We start from the raw sequence: 18,923 nt of genomic DNA on the forward strand, positions 1-18,923 counted from the left end.
CGGCCACACCACGCTGCGGAGCCGCAATATGGGTTTTGACCAACCGGAGCGAAAGAAATGCGTGCCGTCGGATCAGCTCTGGAGCAGGGGGCGGCGTCCGTCGTCCCCGTGCGGCGCATCATCCCGAGCCGAAGGCGAGGCATGCCGCGCCGGTAGGGGATGCGGCGGCGCCTCCTGCGGGCGGACAGAGCAGATGGCATCATTCTGAGCGGAGGTGTGCCCGAGCGGCCGAAGGGAGCGCACTGCTAATGCGTTAAGGGGCTCACGCTCCTTCCGGGGTTCAAATCCCCGCGCCTCCGCCAACTGTCATCGTTGGATTCCGCCCAGCAGGTAACCTGTGGGCCATGCGCCCGTAGCTCAGTGGATTAGAGCGTCCGGCTACGGACCGGAAGGTCGGGGGTTCGAATCCCTCCGGGCGTACGGGGGCCCGCTTCGACGAACGCCTGGAGGTTCAGAAGTGCCGCTCCGACGCATCGCCGAGCAACGCGAGCGCTTGATCCTCGGCAAGGCCGATCGCTACCTGGACGACGACGAGCGGGTCTTGCGCTGGGCCCGGGCTTCACAGGTCGATGGCCGCCGCGAAGGCTTCGCGTACATCACGCCTCGGCGATTCATCGTCCACTGGACGGGCCGCCAGGATGGCGTGCCCGGTGACTTCCGGTGGGAAGACATCACCAGTTGGGGCGTGTCTTCCGACCCTGAGCTCGGGCCGACCCTCGCGGTGGAGACGGCAGATGAGCATTGCTTCGTCAGGCTGCGGGTGACAACGGCAGCGATGGCCGACGACGTGGCGGCCTTTCTGAAGGAATTCGCCGAGCACGCTCCACGACCTCACGAGGAGGTTTCGGCCCCCGGGCACCTCGGCTCTTTCGAACCCACGTCCGCACCAGAGGTGACGCAGCAGAAGATGACGGTGAGGGATCACACCCGAAGGATCGCCGTCACGCTTGCAGGCGTCGCTTTGATCGTCGGTGCGATCGCGATCATCCCGCTACCGGGACCGTTCTCGTTCGTGGTGACCATCGCCGGGCTCGCGATCTTGGCGCGTGAGTATGACTGGGCACGGGACGCGCTGGATTGGACCAAACAGCGGTACAACGCAGTCGCCGGGAAGATAAAGGCGCGCCGCCAGTCGGCGTGATGGATGACGAGCATTTCATGCGCCTCGCACTCGACGAAGCGGAGGCGGCGCTGCAGCATGAAGACGTCCCCGTAGGCGCCGTCGTCGTTCGCGACGGCGAGGTCATCGCATCGGCTCGCAACGAGCGTGAGCTACGCGGCGACCCCACTGCGCATGCAGAGGTACTGGCGTTACGTGCGGCAGCCGAGGAGGTCGGGTCCTGGCGTCTCAGCGGCACCACCGTCTACGTCACGCTGGAGCCGTGCCCGATGTGCGCGGGCGCGCTCGTCCTCGCGCGTGTCGATCGACTGGTTTACGGCGTCCAAGACGACCGCGCAGGAGCCGCCTACTCGCTCTACAACATCGTTCAGGACCCGCGCCTCAACCACTCGATGCAGGTGACGCCCGACATGCTCTCGGAGCGGTCCTTGCAGCTACTGCAGACCTTCTTCGGAACCCGCCGGCGCTGAGTCTTCCCGGGCCGACGCCGCTTTGCGACAAAACTTGCGTTAAACGCACGTTTTTTACGAAAGCGGCGCCGGCTATTGCGGGTTGACCACCAGCGCGCTCCCGCCGCCGCGGCGCGTCGGTTCGGCCGCCGCCCGGAGCAACCTTCTCGTCAAGTACTCGATGCCGGTCGCGGCTCCGATCTCGGGGATGCTGGTGAACTCGTGACCTCGGGCTCTCAGCGCTTCGGCCTCGGGCGAATCGAGGAACGCCGGTTCCGCCAGCGTCGTGGGCGTGTTGCGTTGCGACAGCCGCACCTCCGCGATCGCCTCCGGCAGGGTCATGCCGAGGTCGAGGCGGTTGATGAGTATCTGCAGGACCGTGGTGATGATCGTCGATCCGCCCGGCGAGCCGACCGCCAGCAGCGGCCTGCCGTTCTGCAGCACGATCGTGGGGCTCATCGAGCTGCGCGGGCGCTTGCCGCCCTGGACGCGGTTCGGGTGCGTCGTCGAGCCGTAGTCGAAGTCGGTGAGCTCGTTGTTCAGTAGGAAGCCCGTTCCCGGCACGACGATGCCGTTGCCGCCGATGGACTCGATCGTGAACGTGTACGAGACGACGTTGCCGCGGCCGTCGGCGACCGTCAGGTGCGTCGTCGATCCCGAACGCTCCACCGTCACCGCTGCTTCGCCGCGTGAGCTCGACGAGGAACCGTTGTAGGGGTACGGGTCACCGGGCGCGACTGGGCTGGTCGCGGCCTCCTCGGTGATCAGCTCCCGCCGCTCCGCCGCGAATCCCTCAGACAGGAGACCCCGCAGCGGCACCGCGAAGTAGGCGGGGTCCGCCACATACGCGTTGCGGTCGGCGAAGGCGAGGCGCGCCGCCTCCAGCATGTAGTGGAGAACCTGCTCGCGCGGCAGGTTACGGAGGTCGTAGCCCTCGAGGATGTTCAGGGCTTCGCCGATCGTGGAACCGCCGCTCGACGGCGGACCCATGCCAAACACGTCGACGCCGCGGTAGTTGACCCGCGTTGGCTTGCGCTCCAGCGACCTGTACGCCTCTAGGTCGCGCAGCGTCATGACGCCGGGGCGCCAGGTGTGATCCGCTTCGGGCGTAAGCGGCGGCTGCTGTACCGCCTGCACCATCGCGCGCGCTATGCCGCCCTTATAGAAGACGCGCGGCCCCCGCCTCGCGATGCGCTCGTAGGTCCGGGCGAGGTCCTCGTTGCGGAAGACCGTCCCCACGTCTGGAGGCGTCCCATCCGGGTCCAGGAAAACCGAGCGAGTCGTCGAGATGTCGTCGAAGTACGGCACGTTCCCGTTGACCTGGTCGAAGAAGACCTGGTCGACGACGAAACCTTCGCGCGCCCTCCGGATCGCGGGCCGCAGCAGTTTCGAAAGAGGTCTCGTCCCGTAGCGGCGCAGCGCCTGCGCCCAGCCGCGCACGGTCCCGGGGACACCCGCGGACAGGCCGCTGAAGCGTGCGTCGTTGAAGGGCAGAGGCTCGCCGTTCTCGAAGAACGACTCCGGATGCATCGCGAACGGTGCTCTCTCGCGGTGGTCGATCGTCGTGACCTTCCCGCTGGCCGCGTTGTAGATGACCATGAAGCCGCCGCCGCCGATCCCCGCCGAGAACGGTTCGGTGACACCGAGCACGGCAGCTGCCGCGACCGTAGCGTCGACCGCGTTGCCGCCACGCTTCAGGATGCGGATCGCGGGCCGCGATGCGAGCAGCTCCACCGTCGCGACCGCGCCGCCTGTTCCCGTCGCGACCGGCTGCTTCTCGGCAGCTCCGACCCCAGGGACGGCCAAGCCGCCGACCGCAGTGACGAGTAGAAGCAGACCTGCCAAAACCGAACGCGATATGCGCCGCATGACCCCCCCTTGCTCCGCGCCGCCCGAAGCGGCTCGCCCACCTGCGACTGTAACTCCGGTCGGCTACCCGGGCGACCCGGAAGTAGGAGGTTGGAGCGGTCGCTCGCGGATCCGTGCTTGCGGATAGCCCTACGGCTAAACCGCCATCGCTATCCCAAAGAAGGTCTTCAGCGGCGCCGGAGCAGCGGTCGCTACGTTCCTATACTCGGTGGCTGCACAGCTTTGGTGGGGTACCGAAGCGGCCATAACGGGCTCGCCTCGAAAGCGAGTGTGGGTGCAAGCCCACCGTGGGTTCAAATCCCACCCCCACCGCCCACGTTTTGAGCGCGCGAATCGTGGCTATACGACCATTCGCGCGCTCAAAATCTCGGCCGATATCCTCTTCGGCGGAGACGTGCGTGAGCGGCCGAAACGGCACGACTGGAAATCGTGTGATCCGAGAGGATCCAAGGGTTCAAATCCCTTCGTCTCCGCCACGGGTACTCTCGTAACCGGCCGTGCTAGGCGGGGGGGTCGGGGTCCCCTACACCGGAAATCCTCGATACGCCGGGCTGATCAACCGTCGGCGGCCGACGAGGGACCGTGCAGCCCTCGGTAAGCAGCGTTGATGGTCGGGTCCCGCGCGACCCGGAGCCGTGAACCCGGTCAGGCCCGGAAGGGAGCAGCCGTAAGCGGTGTACCGGGAGTGCCGCGGGGTAACCGGGCCGGAGCCGGCTGCCGGGGATAGCGGCGGCCGTTCGTCGGTCCACGGCGGGGGCACGGCCGTCACCTTCTCTTAGCGTTTCTCTTCGCGCACCGCGGGGTCTCGTCAGACACCGCATCTAGGATGAGCTCGATGGCGTACCTGTCTCTCTATCGCAAGCACCGGCCCCAGAGCTTCGCCGAGATCCTCGGTCAAGATCACGTCTCCGCGACGCTTTCGAACGCCGTGAACGAGGGGCGTATCGCCCACGCCTACCTCTTCACCGGCCCCCGCGGAACGGGCAAGACCAGCACCGCGAGGATCCTCGCGAAGGCCTTGAACTGCGAGCGCGGTCCCACCTCCGATCCGTGTCAGGTATGCCGCTCCTGCGTCGCGATCACAGAGGGATCGTCGCTCGACGTGTTCGAGATGGACGCGGCCTCTCATTCGGGCGTCGACGACACCCGCGAGATCCTGGCGGGGGTTGCGCTCGGGACCGCCGGCAGCCGCAAGAAGGTCTACGTGATCGACGAGGTCCACATGCTGACGACGCAGTCGTTCAACGCGCTGTTGAAGACGCTGGAGGAGCCGCCGGACCACGTCTTGTTCGTGCTGGCGACGACCGAGTCGCACAAGGTGCTGCCCACGATCGTCTCTCGCACGCAGCGCTTCGACTTCCGCCGCTTGAGCGCCGATGTGCTCGAACAGCATCTCTCCAACGTGGCGAAGCTCGAGAACATCGAGATCGAGCAAGAGGCCCTGGCGCTGATCGCGCGCCACGCGGACGGGAGCGCTCGTGATGCGCTGTCGGCGCTGGACCAGCTCTCCAGCTTCGGCGGCGCGATAACTCTGCTCGATGCCGAAGGCTTGCTGGGCAAGAGGGCCGAGGACGCCTTCATCGAGATCTTCGACGCGATAGCGGCCGCGGACGTAGGGGCCGTGTTCCGGTGTATCCAGTCCTTCGTCGCTGAGGGCAAGGACCTGCGCCAGCTGGCGTTCGACGCGCTCGAGCACACTCGGTCGCTGCTGTTGCTGAAGGCGGCTCCCGATGCGGAGGCTCTCTTGGATGTGGGGGCCGAGGACCGTCCCCGGCTGCTGGCTCAAGCAGACTCCTTGTCGGGAGGCGACCTTCTCCGGACGCTCGATCTTCTGGGCAAGGCGATCATCGAGATGCGAAACGCTCCGAACCACCGTCTCCTGCTGGAGGTCGCGCTGGTGCGGGCCGCGGCCCCCGAGACCGACCCGTCGCCCAACGGCTTGCTCGGGCGGATCGAGCGGCTCGAGCGCCGTATCGGCATCGCCGACCCCGCGTCCCCGGAGCCTGTCGCCCCTGGCCCCGTTGCGGCTCTCGCTCCGGCCGCCGCCGCACCGGCAGCACCTAAGGTCGAGGCGCCGCCTGCTTCGCCTCCTGCGGAACGCCCCGGACGCAGCGACCAGCCACCCCAGTCGAACGCCCCGCAGCAGCAGCCGGGCCAGCCCTCACCAGAGCAGGTCACCGAAGCTCCCGCCGAGGACGCGGTCGGCGCGCAGATTCCAGCCGCGGCGCCGACGCCGCAGCCGTCGCGTCCTGCGGGTGTCGGCGTCGTCGGCTTCGGCCACGTGCGCGACGCGTGGGGGGCGGTCATGAAGGAAAGCAACAAGGTCTCGAAGCGGATCGGGGCCTACTTGCACTCCTCGCGGCCGTTCTCGATGGAGGGCGACGATCTGGTGGTTGAGGTGCAGTCCGGGTTCCACGCTCAGGCGATGAGCGAGCAGAAGAACAAAGAGGTGCTCGCGTCTGCCGTCTACGCGGCCCTCGGGATCAGACCGCAGCTTCGCTTCGTCGAGCGGGGCAAGGACCCCGCCGTGGCGCCGGCAGATCCTGCGGCGGACGGATCCGACGAGATCGAGGACTACGCCGACGCGCAGCCGATCGAGGGCGGTGAACATGATCCGCTGGAGCTCGTGAAGAAGGGGCTCGGCGCAGAGGTCGTGGAAGAGAGGGGAGCCGGATGAGCAAGGACCTTCAGCGCATGATGAAAGAGGCGCAGAAGATGGCCGCGCAGATGCAGAGGGCGCAGGAGAGCCTCGCGGAGACCGAGGTCGAGGGCAGCGCGGGTGGCGGCGCGGTAAAGGTTCGGGCGACGGCCGACGGTCACGTGCTGTCGGTCGAGCTGGACCCGGAGCTTCTGACCGACGTCGAGGAAGACGACGTCGAGATGATCGGCGACACCATCACGGCCGCGGTCAACGACGCTCTGAACAAGGGGCGGGAGGCTCAGGAGCAGGCGATGGGCCCGCTCGCCGGCGGCATGGGGAACCTCGGGATCCCCGGGCTCGGCTAGAGCTCCGACTCGTGTTCGCAGGGCCCATCCAGGACCTCATCGACGAGCTTGCGCGGCTTCCCGGGATCGGCCCGAAGAGCGCACAGCGCGTGGCGGTCTACCTCTTGAAGTCGGCGCCGGCCGAGGCACACCGGTTGGCGCAGTCGATCGTCGAGGCGAAGGACAAGGTCACGTTGTGCCGCGTTTGCTTCAACTTCTCCGATTCGGAGCTCTGCGGGTACTGCAGCGATCCGAGGCGCGACCCCTCCGTCATCTGCGTCGTTCAAGAGGCCCCCGACATCGTCGCGATCGAGCGGACGCGTGAGTACCGCGGGCTGTACCACGTGCTCCAGGGGGCGGTCCATCCGCTGGAGGGTGTGCGGATCGAAGACCTCAGGGTGACCGAGCTGCTCGAGCGGATCCGGGGCCAGGCCTCGTTCGACGGGAACCAGGGCGTGCGTGTGGAAGAGGTCATCCTCGCGACCAACCCGAACGTGGAGGGTGAGGCCACGGCGATGGAGCTGCTACGCCTCTTGGCGCCGCTGCCGGTCCAGGTCACGCGGCTGGCGAGCGGTTTGCCCATCGGCGGAGACCTCGAGTTCGCCGACGAGGTGACGCTGGGGCGGGCGCTGGAGGGCCGGCGCCGCTTGGGGGGCTGAACCCCTTATCAGAAAATCGCGGCCTGTAGGAGGATTTGCGGGTCGAGTGTCTAAGTGTCGTCGCATAGGGTAGTCAGACAGACACACCCAGTTACTTACAGGCGGAAGGTACGCACGGGGATGAGCGAGCGCGAGAGGTACCCGAGCGTCAGGCCGTACCTCGGCCAGTCTCTGGCCGCGACCGCGGCCGTCATCCTGATCCCGGTGTTGGTCGTGCTCGCGCTGATGGCGGTCGCCGACCCGAACGTGCTCGTCGTCGCCGCCGTCGGCGTCCTCACGGCGCTGACGGTGATCGTGATCGGCACCGCCCTGTGGATGCGGCGACCGGACACCGCCTTCATCAGCTTCAGCGACCTCATGATCACGCGCTGGCTGCAGCGCCGGCGCGCCGAGAACCAACTCGTCGAAGGCACGCGCTTGCTCGGCCTCGATCCCGCGGGACAGCCGGTCGACCAGGCCAAGGTGAGCCCCGAGGAGCAGCTGCAGGTCCTGAAGGACCTCACCGCCGCGCTCGAAGCGAAGGACCCGTACACGCATGGACACTCGCAGCGCGTGGAGCGTCATGCCTACCGCACAGCCGCGGCTATGCACCTTTCGGACGCGGACATCGAAGACGTTCGTAAAGCCGCCGCGCTCCACGACGTTGGCAAGATCCGCGTCTCGGATCGCATCCTGCGCAAGGAGGGACCGCTCACCCAGGACGAGCGCAAGATGATCGAGGAGCATGCCGTCGTCGGCGCGTGGATGGTGTCAAGCGTCGGCAACGCCGATGTGATCGCCGCGGTGCGTCATCATCACGAGCACTGGGACGGGAGCGGTTATCCGGATGGCGTAGCGGGAACCGACATCCCGCTTTTCGCCCGGATCATCGCGGTCGCCGACGCCTACGATGCGATCAACTCTACGCGTCCCTACCGCGCCAGCTGTGGACGCGACCAGGCGGTTCAGATCCTGCAGGCGGAATCAGGCCGGCAGTTCGACCCTCAGGTGGTCGAGTCCTTCCTCTCCGCCCTCCCGACGCGCCTTCCGGTTGCGGCAGGATTGCTGGTTGCGCTCGCCGGGCCGCACCGCTTGCTGCGCGAGCTCTTCGCCTGGTTCCGCCGCTTCGGCGCCGGGAGCCTCAGCCCCGCGGTAGGCGCCGCCGGTGCAGCAGTCGTGCTGGGCGCGTCGGTGTTCACGCCCAGCCTCCCGCAGCAGCAGCGCGAAGCCCCTCCACGGGTGGCGGCAGCCGAAGAGGCCGAGCGCGAGGTGGTCCTCGGCACTCGAGTGAAGCGCTCCGCGAAGACGAAGCAGGTCCAAACCGTCTCGGCTCCCGCTCTGCAGGCACGCAATCCGCGCGCAGAGAACGTCGAGCGCGTGCCAGCGGCCCCTGCTTCCCAGCGGGATCAGACAGATCGAGAGGTCGCCGTCGAGGCTGCCGCCGACGCGATCGTCCCCGCTCCGGATCAACCGAAGCCCGAGTCGCAACCGAAGCCCGAGTCGCAACCGAAGCCGGAGTCGCAACCGAAGCCCGAGCCCGTCAAGCAGGAGCAATCTCCGCCTCCGAGCCCGCACGAGGGGTGCGCCCCGGGGCACGCGCAAGCCAAAGGCAAGGGTCACCAGAAGCACGACGACTCGAACTGCGGCTAAACGCTTCAGCTGTCCGCAGCTTTCTCCACCACCCCCTTAGGCTGATTCCATGGCCCTGATCGTGCAGAAGTACGGCGGTACCTCCGTCGGAGATCCCGAACGCATCAAGAGCGTCGCGGCGCGCATAGTCGCGGCCGCGGAGGCGGGCCAACAGGTGTGCGTGGTGGTCTCGGCGATGGGGCACACGACAGACCAGCTGGTCGACATGGCCGCGCAGATCTCTCCCGCGCCGTACGCCCGCGAGCTGGACATGCTGCTGTCGGCGGGCGAGCGGATATCGATGGCGCTGTTGTCGATGGCGATCATCGAGCTGGGCCGCGAGGCGATCTCCTTCACCGGATCCCAGGCGGGGATCGTCACCGACACCACCCACGGCAAGGCGCGCATCGTCGAGGTCCGGGCGCGCCGCGTTATCGAAGCGCTGGAGACAGGCAAGATCGTGATCGTCGCCGGGTTCCAGGGCGTCTCGACCGCGCTCGACGTCACGACGCTTGGGCGCGGAGGCTCCGACACGACGGCGGTGGCGCTGGCCGCGGCGCTGAAGGCCGACGCGTGCGAGATCTACACCGACGTCAGCGGCGTCTACACCGCCGACCCGCGCATCGTTCCGGAGGCCACGAAGTTGCACGCGGTGACGTACGAGGAGATGTTGGAGCTGTCCGCATCCGGCGCGAAGGTGCTGATGCTTCGCAGCGTCGAATACGCTCGGAACTACGGCGTAACGATCCACGTCCGCTCGTCGTTCAGCGACGAGAAGGGCACGTGGATCAAGAAGGAGGATGAGCGCATGGAGCAAGCGATCATCTCCGGGATCGCTCACGACACCTCGGAAGCAAAGGTGACCGTTCTCGGGGTGCCCGACCGACCGGGGGTCGCGGCTCGCGTGTTCAGGCCGCTGGCCGACGAGGGCGTGAACGTCGACATGATCGTCCAGAACGCGTCCTCCGACGGCCGCACCGACATCTTCTTCACGCTTCCGAAGGAAGACCTGCGGCGCGCCGAGCCGATCCTCCAGAAGGTTGCTTCCGAGGTCGGGGCCGAGGGGGTATCGACGGATCCCGACATCGCCAAGGTGTCGCTCGTCGGGGCCGGGATGAAGACGCACCCGGGAGTTGCGGCCAGCATGTTCGACGCTCTCGCCGATGCCGGTATCAACATCGAGATCATCTCGACCTCTTCGATCCGCGTCTCGTGTGTGGTGCGAGCGTCAGAGGTAGCGAAGGCGGTGCAGGTCATCCACGACAAGTTCGAGCTCTCCACCGCGGCGATTCGGCGCGAGATGCACCCGGTCACCGCGACCGGCGAGTTCGAAGCGCTGAAGGACGCGCCGTGAGGGTTGCGCTGGTAGGTGCTACCGGTGCGGTGGGAACCGAGATCCTCCGCATCCTCGAGCAGCGCGAATTCCCGCTCGATGAGCTCGTACCGATCGCGTCGCCCCGCAGCGCCGGGCGCAGGCTTCCGTTCCGCGATGGCTCGATCGAGGTGGTCGCGCTCGCGCCGGAGGTCTTCGACGACGTGGAGATCGCGCTGTTCGACGTGCCGGACGAGTTGGCTACGGAATGGGCGCCGGTGGCGACCGCGCGTGGCGCGGTCGTGGTGGACAACTCCGCGGCCTGGCGGATGCACGACCAGGTCCCGTTGGTGGTCCCGGAGGTGAACCCGGCAGCCGTCGGTGACCGGCCGTTGAACATCATCGCGAGCCCCAACTGCACGACGCTTGCGATGGTCGTGCCTCTGGGGGCTCTGAACGAGCGGGCGAGGGTGAACCGTCTGATCCTGGCGTCGTACCAAGCTGCTTCGGGTTCGGGCGTGGGCGGCATCGACGAGCTGTGGGACCAGACGCAGCGCGCGGCCAAGGAGCAGGAGAAGGTGCGCGAGGGCCTGGCGCGCGACTTCCTTGATCCCGGCGACACGTTCAAGCACCCGATCGCGTTGAACGTGATCCCGCAGTGTGGCTCGCTGAAGCACGACGGCTACACCAGTGAAGAGTTGAAGCTGTGTCACGAGACGCGCAAGATCATGGGCCTGCCCGAGCTGCGCGCGACCGCGACGTGCGTGCGGGTTCCGGTGGTCGTGGGACACGGTGTCGCGGTGCATGCGGAGTTCGACGAGCCGATCACTCCGGACGAAGCGCGCGACATCCTTGCTGCCGCCGCCGGGGTCGAGGTCCTCGACTACCCGGCCGACGGCATCTATCCCACGCCGCTGATCGCGGCGGGGGAGGATCCCTGCTACGTGGGCCGCATCCGGCAGGACCTGTTCGACCCGCGCGCGCTGGAGTTCTTCTGCGTTGCCGACAATCTGCGCAAGGGGGCCGCGCTCAACACCGTGCAGGTGGCAGAGCTGCTGATCTCGTAGGGCGCTACGAGCCGAGCTCGGCTTCGGGATCGGGACCGGGCTCGGGGACCCCCGGTGCCGGCGGTGCACCTCGCAGTGACATCGCGCACGCGATCCCCGCGATGGCTCCCTCCGATGCGGCCGCCTGGATCAGCTGCTCGCCCGGCGTCATGTCCCCCGCGGCGTAAACCGCCTCGACCGATGTTTCGCCGTGCGCGCCCACCTGTACGTAGCCCATGTCGTCGACCTTGCAGCCGAGCTCTTTGGCGAGCTGGTTACGGGGCTCGTGCTTGATCGAGAAGAAAGCGCGCTGCGCCGGGATGGTGCGGCCGGACTCGACGGTTGCTGCCGTCATCCTTCCGTCTTCGACGTCGAAGCCGGTCACCTTCTCTTCGACGATCTCGACGTTGTGGCGGTTCAGGGCCGCCTCGCAACCGCGGTCGCCTTCGAATTCCTCGCCGTTCGTGACCAGCGTGACGCGCGCGCCCCACTCCAACAAGTCGAGGGCGTAGCCCGCGGTGTGCTCGCCCCAGCCGATCGCAAGGACGTCGAGATCAGAGCTTTCGTAGCCATCGCAACAAGAGCAATGGAAGATGTGCTCTCCGTAGAGCTCCATGAAGCCTGGGATGTCCGGCGTGACGTCCTTGACACCACACGCGAGCAAGATCCGCCGCGCAACCAGCTCTCCTTCGTCCGTCGCGACGTGGAACTCGCCGTTGCTTCGGACGATCTTCTGGACGTTCGTGTGGACGCGCCTGACGGTGTCGTACCGATCTACGTCACCCTCCGCCGCAGCCCGGACCTGCTCGGGGCTCCACCCGTCGCTTCCGAGGTAGCCGTGGGTCGCGCTGACGAAGCGGTTACGAGGTTGTGCGACGTCTATGACGACGGTTCGGCGCCGGTAGCGGCCTAACCAGAGCGCGGCGGCCAGCCCGGCGGGCCCTCCGCCGACGACAACGACATCCTCCACCGCGACCTCCACTCGTAGCTGATCTGGTAGTCCCGCCTAGGTTTCCGAGGTGACGACGCCGCTAAACCTCGGCGAAGCCGGCGGCCGCAGTGTGGTCCACGCCTCTGGTTCCCTGCGCCCCGCCCAGGTAGGTTAGTTGGATGAAGCTGCCATACCGCTCGCCTCTCGTGGCGCTCGTAGGGGCGCTGCTGTCGGTCAGCCTCTCGGGTGCTGGAGTGGCCGCGCCGCTCGTGATGTCCCACGATCGCAGCGACAATTCCTACTCGTTCAGCTACGACGCGGCTTCGGGCGAGATCGGCGACGCTGCATCCGCGCTCCGGATCCGCCGCGACGACCCCGTCGCCTTCGTGATCTACATCCGCGAGAACGAGGACGCCGAGGTCGGCGAACGCCTCAAAGCGCAGCTGTTACTGGGCTTGAACAAGAAGAAGGTCGTCCGCTACAACGGCACCTTCTCTTTCGAGATCACGGACGGCGCGGGCACGGTGGTGTACAGCGATGAGGCGAACAGACTGATCGTTCTGCGTCCCAAGCCGGGCGAGCGGCGGGCGCGGTTGACTTTCCTCTTCGATCTTCCCAGCGGCAGCTACAGCGCCCGCGGTTTCTTCGACCGCTAGCGGCGTCCCCCGCGACCGCCTCGCTCACCCGAAACCGAGCCCGGCACATGAAGCTATGCGCCCCCTGTGACCACAGACCCTTCGCGCCACCACGTAGCGCTGCTCCCCGGTGACGCACCGATTTTGCTGCGCCCGCGAGCACTCCGAGCGGGAGGGAGTGGGGCCTCGGCGACGAACCTGGACGTATCGGACGTACGTCGCCACCCTGTGGAGGGATCACGAAGATGACTTCAGTTGTGGACAAGATGGCGCGCCGCGCCGCCGCCGTTCTAGTCGTGGTCGCGGTGGTCGCCGGCCTCGCCCCCGTCGCCCGGCCCGCTGAGACCCAGCGCCGCGACCGTCAGATCTTCTTCCAGGACGAGACCGGGGTCCTGAGCGACGCTGATCACCGTATGGGTCGCATCGCTCCGACCGGCGCACAGCGACAGATCGTGCGTTCGTTGAAGGGGACCGCGCGCTGGAACGCGTTCGGCACCCCGATCTCGCTGATCGCCTACCGCGGCTACCTCGATCGTGGATTGACCGGTGATCCTGCGAAGGCCGCGCTCGGTTGGGTGACGGCGCACCGGGACCTGTTCCGGCTCTCGACCGACGACCTAGCCGGGCTCCGTCTCCAGCACGTTCTCCCGCTGGGACAGGACGCATGGGCGGTGCAGTTCCGCCAGACCTATTCGGGCGTCCCGGCGGTCGTCGACGGACGCATCACCCTCGGCATCACCCGCGGCCGCCTCGCTTACGTGTCGTCGTCCGCGGCTCCGGGCTCCACCTTCAGCACCGAGGCCGCACTGGAACCTGCGGACGCGCTGCTGCAGGCAGGGCGCGATGTCGCCTTCGGTTTCTCGGGGGCTGACATGTCGGGGCTCGGCAGCGATGACGACTGGTCGGTCTTCGAGGTGGCCGGGGTCTCCGAGCCCGCTCGCGCCCGCCTCCGTGCTCTGCCCACGCCGACCCAAGGGACGCGGCTGGTCTACGAGACGCTCTTGATAGACACGGATCACGAACACGGGCACCCCGAGGCGTGGGTCCACATGGTCGACGCGCTGACCGGTCAGGTCTGGACACGCGAGAGCCGTATCCAGTTCGAGAGCGAGCCCGAACCGCCGCTGTGGTCGGTCTACCCGAACACGCCTCCGCTGAGGTACGAGGACAAGGGCAAGCGCGTCACGTGGTGCTGGAAGAGCGCAGCGGCTTGCGATCGTGGGATCAAGCACAAAGGCGCCTTTGGGCAGTGGGACACCATCCCGGGCTCCGGGCCTACCTTCAGCACCTCGGGCAACGCCGCCCGCGCGGCCCAGTCTTGGATCAGCCCGTTCACTCCGGGCGAGCAGTACCAGCCGGTCAGCCCCGACCGCCGGTACAACTTCCCGTTCACGAACCAGTGGTACGAGTCCGGCTGTAGCCCGGCGGCGTTTGCAACGCCGCAGCGGGCCGACGTCGATGCGGCGACCACGAACCTCTTCGCTATGCACAACCGGATGCATGACTGGTCCTATGGCCTCGGTTTCACCGAGGACGCGTACAACATGCAGGTGGTCAACCGCGACGACGGCCAGAGCAACGCCGAGGGAGGGGACCCCGAGGTCGGCAACTCGCAGGCCGGCGCGCTCACCGGCACGGGATCACCACTGGTGGGTCGCGACAACGCCAACCAGATCACGCCCCAGGACGGCGTCGCGCCGATCACGAACATGTACCTGTGGCAGCCGTTCGGCGCGGCGTTCTATCCGCCATGTGTCGACGGTGATTACGACATGGCGGTCATCGGGCACGAGTACACGCACGCCATCTCGAACCGCATGGTCGCCGGCCCGGACTCGGGACTCAGCGGACCGCAGTCGGGGGCGATGGGAGAGTCGTGGTCGGACCTCGTGGCCGTGGAGTACCTGAACGAATACGGCTTCGCACCCGTCGGCAAGGAGAACCCCTTCGCCGTCGGCGCCTACGTGACCGATGATCCCGAAACCGCGATCCGCAACTACGCGATGAACCGGTCACCTCTGAACTACTCGGACATCGCCTACGACTTCGTCGGCCAGCAGGTCCATGCAGACGGGGAGATCTGGAGCGCTACGAACTTCGACATACGTGAAGCCTTCAACCGCAGGTACAACGACCGCTTCCCCGCGAGCAACCTTGGTCTCCAGCGCGATTGTGCCGACGACACACGTGCTCCAGACCAGTGTCCCGGCAACCATCGCTGGATGCAGATCGTGTTCGACGCCTTCTTGTTGATGGAGTCGCGCGTCTCGATGCTCGACGCGCGCGATGCGTACCTCGGGGCGGACAAGATGCGGTTCGACGGCGCCAACCAAGACCTTCTCTGGCGTGAGTTCGCGGCGCGGGGCTTTGGTAAGGCCGCGAAGAGCGATACGAACACCGACGCACAGCCGCGGCCCAGCTTCGAGGACCCGCGCGGGAACAACGGCAACGTCACCTTCCGCGTCGTCGGCGACGGGAAGGCGATCGACGCGCAGATCTTTGTCGGCGATTACGAGGCGCGGGTCACGCCGATCGTCGCCGGAGGCGACGATTCCGAGACGATGGCGGTCGGCACCTATGACTTCGTGGCTCAGGCCGCCGGATTCGGGATGAAGCGTTTCCGCGTCTCCGTCGGATCCGGCCCGCAAACGGTCGAGGTTCGTATGCCCAAGAACCTGGCCTCGACGAACAACGGCGCGAAGGCTTCCGGGGACGGCGAGACGCTCAGCGCTCTGATCGACGACACCGAGACGACCAACTGGGTCTCCGATGAAGGCGCCACCGTGAAGGGCAAGCAGGTGACGGTTGACCTCGCGGGGGCGGAACACGTGATCGACTCGGTGAACGTGAGCGCGATGTTGAACGACTCGGGCGGCCAGAACCGCTTCTCGGCCCTTCGCCAGTTCGCGATCGAGGTCTGCAGTGGGAAGTGCGCGTCGGGCGACGACTTCCGTCGCATCTACACGAGCCGCGAGAACGCGTTCCCGTCGGTGCCTCCCCGGCCGAAGGCGCCCCACCTCATCCTGCGCTCGTTCGACGTGCCCGACACGAGGGCGACGCATGTCCGTCTCGTCGTGCTGACCAACCAGTGCACGGGCGTCAAGGAGTTCAAGAAAGAGGGCGACAACGACAGCACCAAGAAGAGCAGCTGTCTGGTTGGGTACCCGCCCGCGATCCCGGGTCAGGGAAACATCGTGAGGGCCGCCGAGCTGCAGGTATTCGCCCGCTAGAACGACCGTCGTCGCGCGGGGTCGTCTTCTAAGACGCCCCGTGCGGCCGACGGATGTTGGTCGGGAAGGGGGGACTTGAACCCCCGACCTCTGCGTCCCGAACGCAGCGCGCTGCCAAACTGCGCCACTTCCCGATTTGAGCCGGTGTCAGCCTAACGCGGTCGGCACCAGCCTCAGCAGCGTCGTCTCCGGAGGCGTGAGGAACCGTATCGGCGTGAACCTGCCGGTTCCCAGCCCCGGGCTCACGTGGAGCCACGTGTCGCCGATGCGGTTGAGGCCGCCGGCCAGCGCGGCCGGGAGTGAGGAGTTCGTCACGGCCGCGCCGAGGAGCGGGATCCGGACCTGACCGGCGTGCGTGTGTCCGGCGAAGATCACGTCGAACCCGTTCAGCGCCCACTGCGACACGACGTCCGGCGCGTGCACGAGCGCCAATGCGAGCTGGTCTGTCTCGGCCCGCGCGATGTGAGATACGTCGTGGCGGTTGAGATACGGGTCGTCGACACCGGCGAGGCGGACCCGCCGATCGTGGACCTCGATGATCTCGCTCCTGTTGGTCAGCGCGATCCAACCGGCGTCCTGCAGGCCCCGCTCCAGGCGAGCCGAGTCGGCGGGCCGCGGCTGCCTCTTCGGTTTCTTGCCGGAGAAGTACTTCGTGTAGGACGGGCCCGCGGGCTCGTAGTAGTCGTGCGAGCCGAGCACGTAGAAGCGCCCGAACCGGGCCTTCACGCCCGCGATCGCGTCCAGCAGCGGCTGGATGCCGTCGCTGCCCTCGATCATGTCTCCGGTGGCCACGACCAGGTCCGGCACCCTGTCGAGGCGGTCGGGCAGGGACCGTAGGAAGCTCTGGAGCTTTCGGTCCTGGGGGGCCAGGTGCGTGTCGGCGAGGTGGAGGACGTCCAGCGGCGGGCCGGCCCACCGCACGGGCACCTCCCGTGATTCCAGGCGGAATCGGAGCGGTTCGTAGAGGCTGTAGGCCGCTGCTCCGGCCCCGGCACCCAAGGCCCACCGGAGGAGTCTCGCCATCGCCGTGGAGGATACTGGCGGGGTGAGGGTGCCTTTAAGGCTCAAGATCGTCGGCGGGTTCGGCTTGATGCTCGTGCTGATGACCCTCCTGGGGTGGGTAACGCTGTCGCTCACCACGTCTGCCCGCACGGTTCAAGAGAAGGTCTTCGACGATGCCGTCCCCGGCCTGGTCGCGGTCGACGAGATTGTGCGCGCCTACACAGCACAGTCCGCGGCGGTACGCGGTGCGCTGATCGGAAATCCGCCGGTGCTGCTCGCTCAGTATCGGAGCGAGGCCGAGACCGCTCGCTTCTGGCAGGAGCGCGCCGAGCGGCTGTTCACCTCACCTGACGAGCGAGCGTTGTTGGCGGACCTGGTCGCCGCCGGTGCGTCGTTCCAGGAGCTCGTCGAGGAGCAGGTGATCCCGCTGTCCGAGAGCGGGCAACGCAGCCGCGCCTTCCAGGTCCTCGGGCAAGAGGGGACGACGTTGATCTCCGAGATCGAGCGGGTCGGCGCCGTGCTGCGTGAGGCGCAACGCGACGTCGTCATCCAGAGCGAGATCGACGTCCGATCGAACACCGAGCGAACGATCGTCACGCTGATCGTCGTCCTCGTCGGCGCGCTCGGCCTGGCCGTCTTCTTGACCGTCTATCTGCCGCGCCGGTTGGTGGGAAACCTGCTCCAGTTGGTCGAGGCCGCGCGCGCGATCGGTCGTGGTGACTTCGACCAGAAGATCGACGTCCGCTCCAGCGACGAGGTAGGGGAGCTCGCTGCACGGATGGGCGAGATGCAGCAAGGGCTGAAGCGCTTACAGCAGCTCGCCCTGCACGACCGCGAGCTCGAGATCGCGGCCTCGATCCAGCGCAACCTCCTGCAGCGGGCGCTGCCCGACGTCCCGGCGGCTCGGCTTGTCCCGCTCCAGCGCCAGGCGAACCTGGTCGGGGGCGACTGGTACGACGTCGACGTGCAAGCCGACGCTCTGACGGTCGTGGTCGGAGATGCCTCGGGCAAGGGGATCGCGGCGGCCCTCATGGCAACGGTCGCGCTGTCGGCTCTGCGCAGCGAGCGCAGCCGTGGCGGCACCCCGAAGCGGGTGATCGCGTCGGCGAACCAGGCGTTGCTGGATGTGACCGATCCAGAGTCCTTCACGACGCTGATCTACACGCGGCTCGATCTCAGGAGCGGCGAGGTGAGATGGATGAACATGGGCCACCACCCGCCGTTCCTCTTGCGCGCGCCGTCGCCCGATACCGCTCCGAGGGGTTACTACCTGGAGGGGCCGCGCAACCGCGCCCTCGGGTGGTTCAACGATCCGGGCTTGGCCGAAACCGTGATCCATCTGACGCCCGGAGACCGCCTGGTGCTGTTCACAGACGGGTTCCTCGAGGCGAAGTCACCCGACGGTGAGGTCTTCGGCGACCATCGGCTGGCGGAGGCTCTCATCCGGCTTGGTTCGCTCGATCCGGAGCTGTTGGGACACGAGCTCGTCGCGGACGTCGAGCGGTTTGCAGCCGGTAAGCTCGATGACGACCTCACGATGCTGGTGATCGAGTACCGGGGCGCCAGCACTGCCGGCGGCGAAGCCGAAGAACGATCAGGAGAAGAGACGTGGCGCAGCAGAAGATAGACATCGATGTCACCGAGGCGGAGGGGTACCGCGTCCTCCGGCCCGAGGGTGACCTGGACGTCTATACCGTCGGCTCGCTGCGGGACGCGATCGGCTCGTTGATCGAATCCGAGAGGCCGCGCGTGGTGGTCGATCTCGACAACGTCCCTTTCATGGATTCCTCGGGACTCGGCGCGCTGATGGGCGGTGTTCGCCGGCTCCGAGAGGCCGGTGGCGACTTGGCCATCGCATGCACGAGGGAGCAACACCTGAAGTTGTTCACGATCACGGGGTTCGGCGAAGGTGTCTCCATCGCCCCGACGGTCGAGGAAGCCGCAAAAGGCTTTCGCAACAACGGCTCGTAGAGCCGCTACTCGTCGTCGCTTTTATCTCGGCCGCGCGCCCGGAGGATGGTGGCCACGACCAGCATCGTGAACACGGCCACGATCGCCGATGTGACCGACACGAGGA

General features: G+C 67.2%; 15 protein-coding genes, 5 tRNA genes and 1 other RNA gene. 17 read left to right on the forward strand and 4 right to left on the reverse strand.

Translation table 11 applies throughout. The annotated features are described in order from the left end of the window. Window positions 1–210 precede the first annotated feature (210 nt). The 4 genes from M3N53_05410 to tadA all read left to right on the forward strand — a co-directional run bounded on the left by M3N53_05410 (window position 211) and on the right by tadA (window position 1,590). Window positions 211–302: transfer RNA gene (locus tag M3N53_05410), tRNA-Ser, on the forward strand. Window positions 303–346: 44 nt separating this feature from the next. Continuing rightward, a tRNA-Arg gene (locus M3N53_05415) sits at window positions 347–420 on the forward strand. 37 nt (window positions 421–457) lie between these two features. Then, window positions 458–1,141 (forward strand): PGPGW domain-containing protein, encoded by a 684-nt coding sequence (locus tag M3N53_05420; GenBank protein MDP9067773.1) that lies wholly within the window; start codon window positions 458–460, stop codon window positions 1,139–1,141. Further along, entirely contained in the window at window positions 1,141–1,590 is a 450-nt protein-coding gene (gene tadA, locus M3N53_05425) for a tRNA adenosine(34) deaminase TadA (protein MDP9067774.1), read from the forward strand. Before M3N53_05420 ends, tadA begins: the two co-directional genes overlap by 1 nt. Window positions 1,591–1,662: 72 nt before the next feature. On the opposite strand, the gene ggt is transcribed toward tadA, so the two are convergent. Beyond that, window positions 1,663–3,438, reverse strand: a complete 1,776-nt coding sequence (gene ggt, locus M3N53_05430; GenBank protein ID MDP9067775.1) for a gamma-glutamyltransferase — start codon at window positions 3,436–3,438, stop codon at window positions 1,663–1,665. Between the two features lie 224 nt (window positions 3,439–3,662). Between ggt and M3N53_05435 the strand changes: the two genes are divergently transcribed. The 9 genes from M3N53_05435 (at window position 3,663) to M3N53_05475 (ending at window position 11,069) form a co-directional block, all read left to right on the forward strand. After that, window positions 3,663–3,750: transfer RNA gene (locus M3N53_05435), tRNA-Ser, on the forward strand. Between the two features lie 76 nt (window positions 3,751–3,826). Next, a tRNA-Ser gene (locus tag M3N53_05440) sits at window positions 3,827–3,914 on the forward strand. Window positions 3,915–3,933: 19 nt separating this feature from the next. Then, an RNA gene (gene ffs, locus M3N53_05445) (signal recognition particle sRNA large type) lies at window positions 3,934–4,200 on the forward strand. A 73-nt stretch (window positions 4,201–4,273) separates the two neighbouring features. Then, a complete protein-coding gene (dnaX, locus tag M3N53_05450; GenBank protein MDP9067776.1) occupies window positions 4,274–6,115 on the forward strand; it encodes a DNA polymerase III subunit gamma/tau in 1,842 nt (613 codons plus the stop codon). Beyond that, window positions 6,112–6,444, forward strand: coding sequence for a YbaB/EbfC family nucleoid-associated protein (locus M3N53_05455; protein MDP9067777.1), 333 nt, complete (start codon window positions 6,112–6,114; stop codon window positions 6,442–6,444). Before dnaX ends, M3N53_05455 begins: the two co-directional genes overlap by 4 nt. Window positions 6,445–6,455: 11 nt before the next feature. Continuing rightward, window positions 6,456–7,082, forward strand: a complete 627-nt coding sequence (gene recR, locus M3N53_05460; protein ID MDP9067778.1) for a recombination mediator RecR — start codon at window positions 6,456–6,458, stop codon at window positions 7,080–7,082. Between the two features lie 120 nt (window positions 7,083–7,202). After that, entirely contained in the window at window positions 7,203–8,711 is a 1,509-nt protein-coding gene (locus M3N53_05465; protein MDP9067779.1) for an HD domain-containing protein, read from the forward strand. A gap of 49 nt (window positions 8,712–8,760) precedes the next feature. Then, entirely contained in the window at window positions 8,761–10,044 is a 1,284-nt protein-coding gene (locus tag M3N53_05470) for an aspartate kinase (GenBank protein MDP9067780.1), read from the forward strand. After that, window positions 10,041–11,069, forward strand: coding sequence for an aspartate-semialdehyde dehydrogenase (locus M3N53_05475; protein MDP9067781.1), 1,029 nt, complete (start codon window positions 10,041–10,043; stop codon window positions 11,067–11,069). Before M3N53_05470 ends, M3N53_05475 begins: the two co-directional genes overlap by 4 nt. A 4-nt stretch (window positions 11,070–11,073) precedes the next feature. Here the strand turns inward: M3N53_05475 and M3N53_05480 are convergent, their stop codons facing one another. Next, window positions 11,074–12,018: an NAD(P)/FAD-dependent oxidoreductase gene (locus M3N53_05480; protein MDP9067782.1), complete on the reverse strand. Its 945-nt coding sequence runs from the start codon at window positions 12,016–12,018 to the stop codon at window positions 11,074–11,076. Window positions 12,019–12,158: 140 nt separating this feature from the next. Here M3N53_05480 and M3N53_05485 point away from each other — a divergent pair, with 140 nt between their 5' ends. Beyond that, window positions 12,159–12,635 carry a hypothetical protein gene (locus tag M3N53_05485; protein ID MDP9067783.1) on the forward strand — a complete coding sequence of 159 codons (477 nt, stop codon included), beginning with the start codon at window positions 12,159–12,161 and terminating at the stop codon, window positions 12,633–12,635. Window positions 12,636–12,859: 224 nt separating this feature from the next. Next, entirely contained in the window at window positions 12,860–15,844 is a 2,985-nt protein-coding gene (locus M3N53_05490; GenBank protein ID MDP9067784.1) for a M36 family metallopeptidase, read from the forward strand. Between the two features lie 57 nt (window positions 15,845–15,901). Here M3N53_05490 and M3N53_05495 read toward each other — a convergent pair. Then, window positions 15,902–15,978 (reverse strand) — tRNA-Pro (locus M3N53_05495). 13 nt (window positions 15,979–15,991) lie between these two features. Then, window positions 15,992–16,867, reverse strand: coding sequence for a metallophosphoesterase (locus tag M3N53_05500; GenBank protein ID MDP9067785.1), 876 nt, complete (start codon window positions 16,865–16,867; stop codon window positions 15,992–15,994). 22 nt (window positions 16,868–16,889) lie between these two features. On the opposite strand from M3N53_05500, the gene M3N53_05505 reads away from it, so the two are divergent. Further along, a complete protein-coding gene (locus M3N53_05505; protein ID MDP9067786.1) occupies window positions 16,890–18,473 on the forward strand; it encodes a SpoIIE family protein phosphatase in 1,584 nt (527 codons plus the stop codon). Further along, complete coding sequence (locus tag M3N53_05510) at window positions 18,455–18,817, forward strand: STAS domain-containing protein (protein MDP9067787.1); 363 nt, start codon at window positions 18,455–18,457, stop codon at window positions 18,815–18,817. The genes M3N53_05505 and M3N53_05510 overlap by 19 nt, the downstream gene beginning before the upstream one ends. Window positions 18,818–18,923: the final 106 nt, after the last annotated feature.

It is taken from the genome of Actinomycetota bacterium, from assembly GCA_030776625.1.
Classification (GTDB): Bacteria; Actinomycetota; CADDZG01; order CADDZG01; family WHSQ01; genus MB1-2.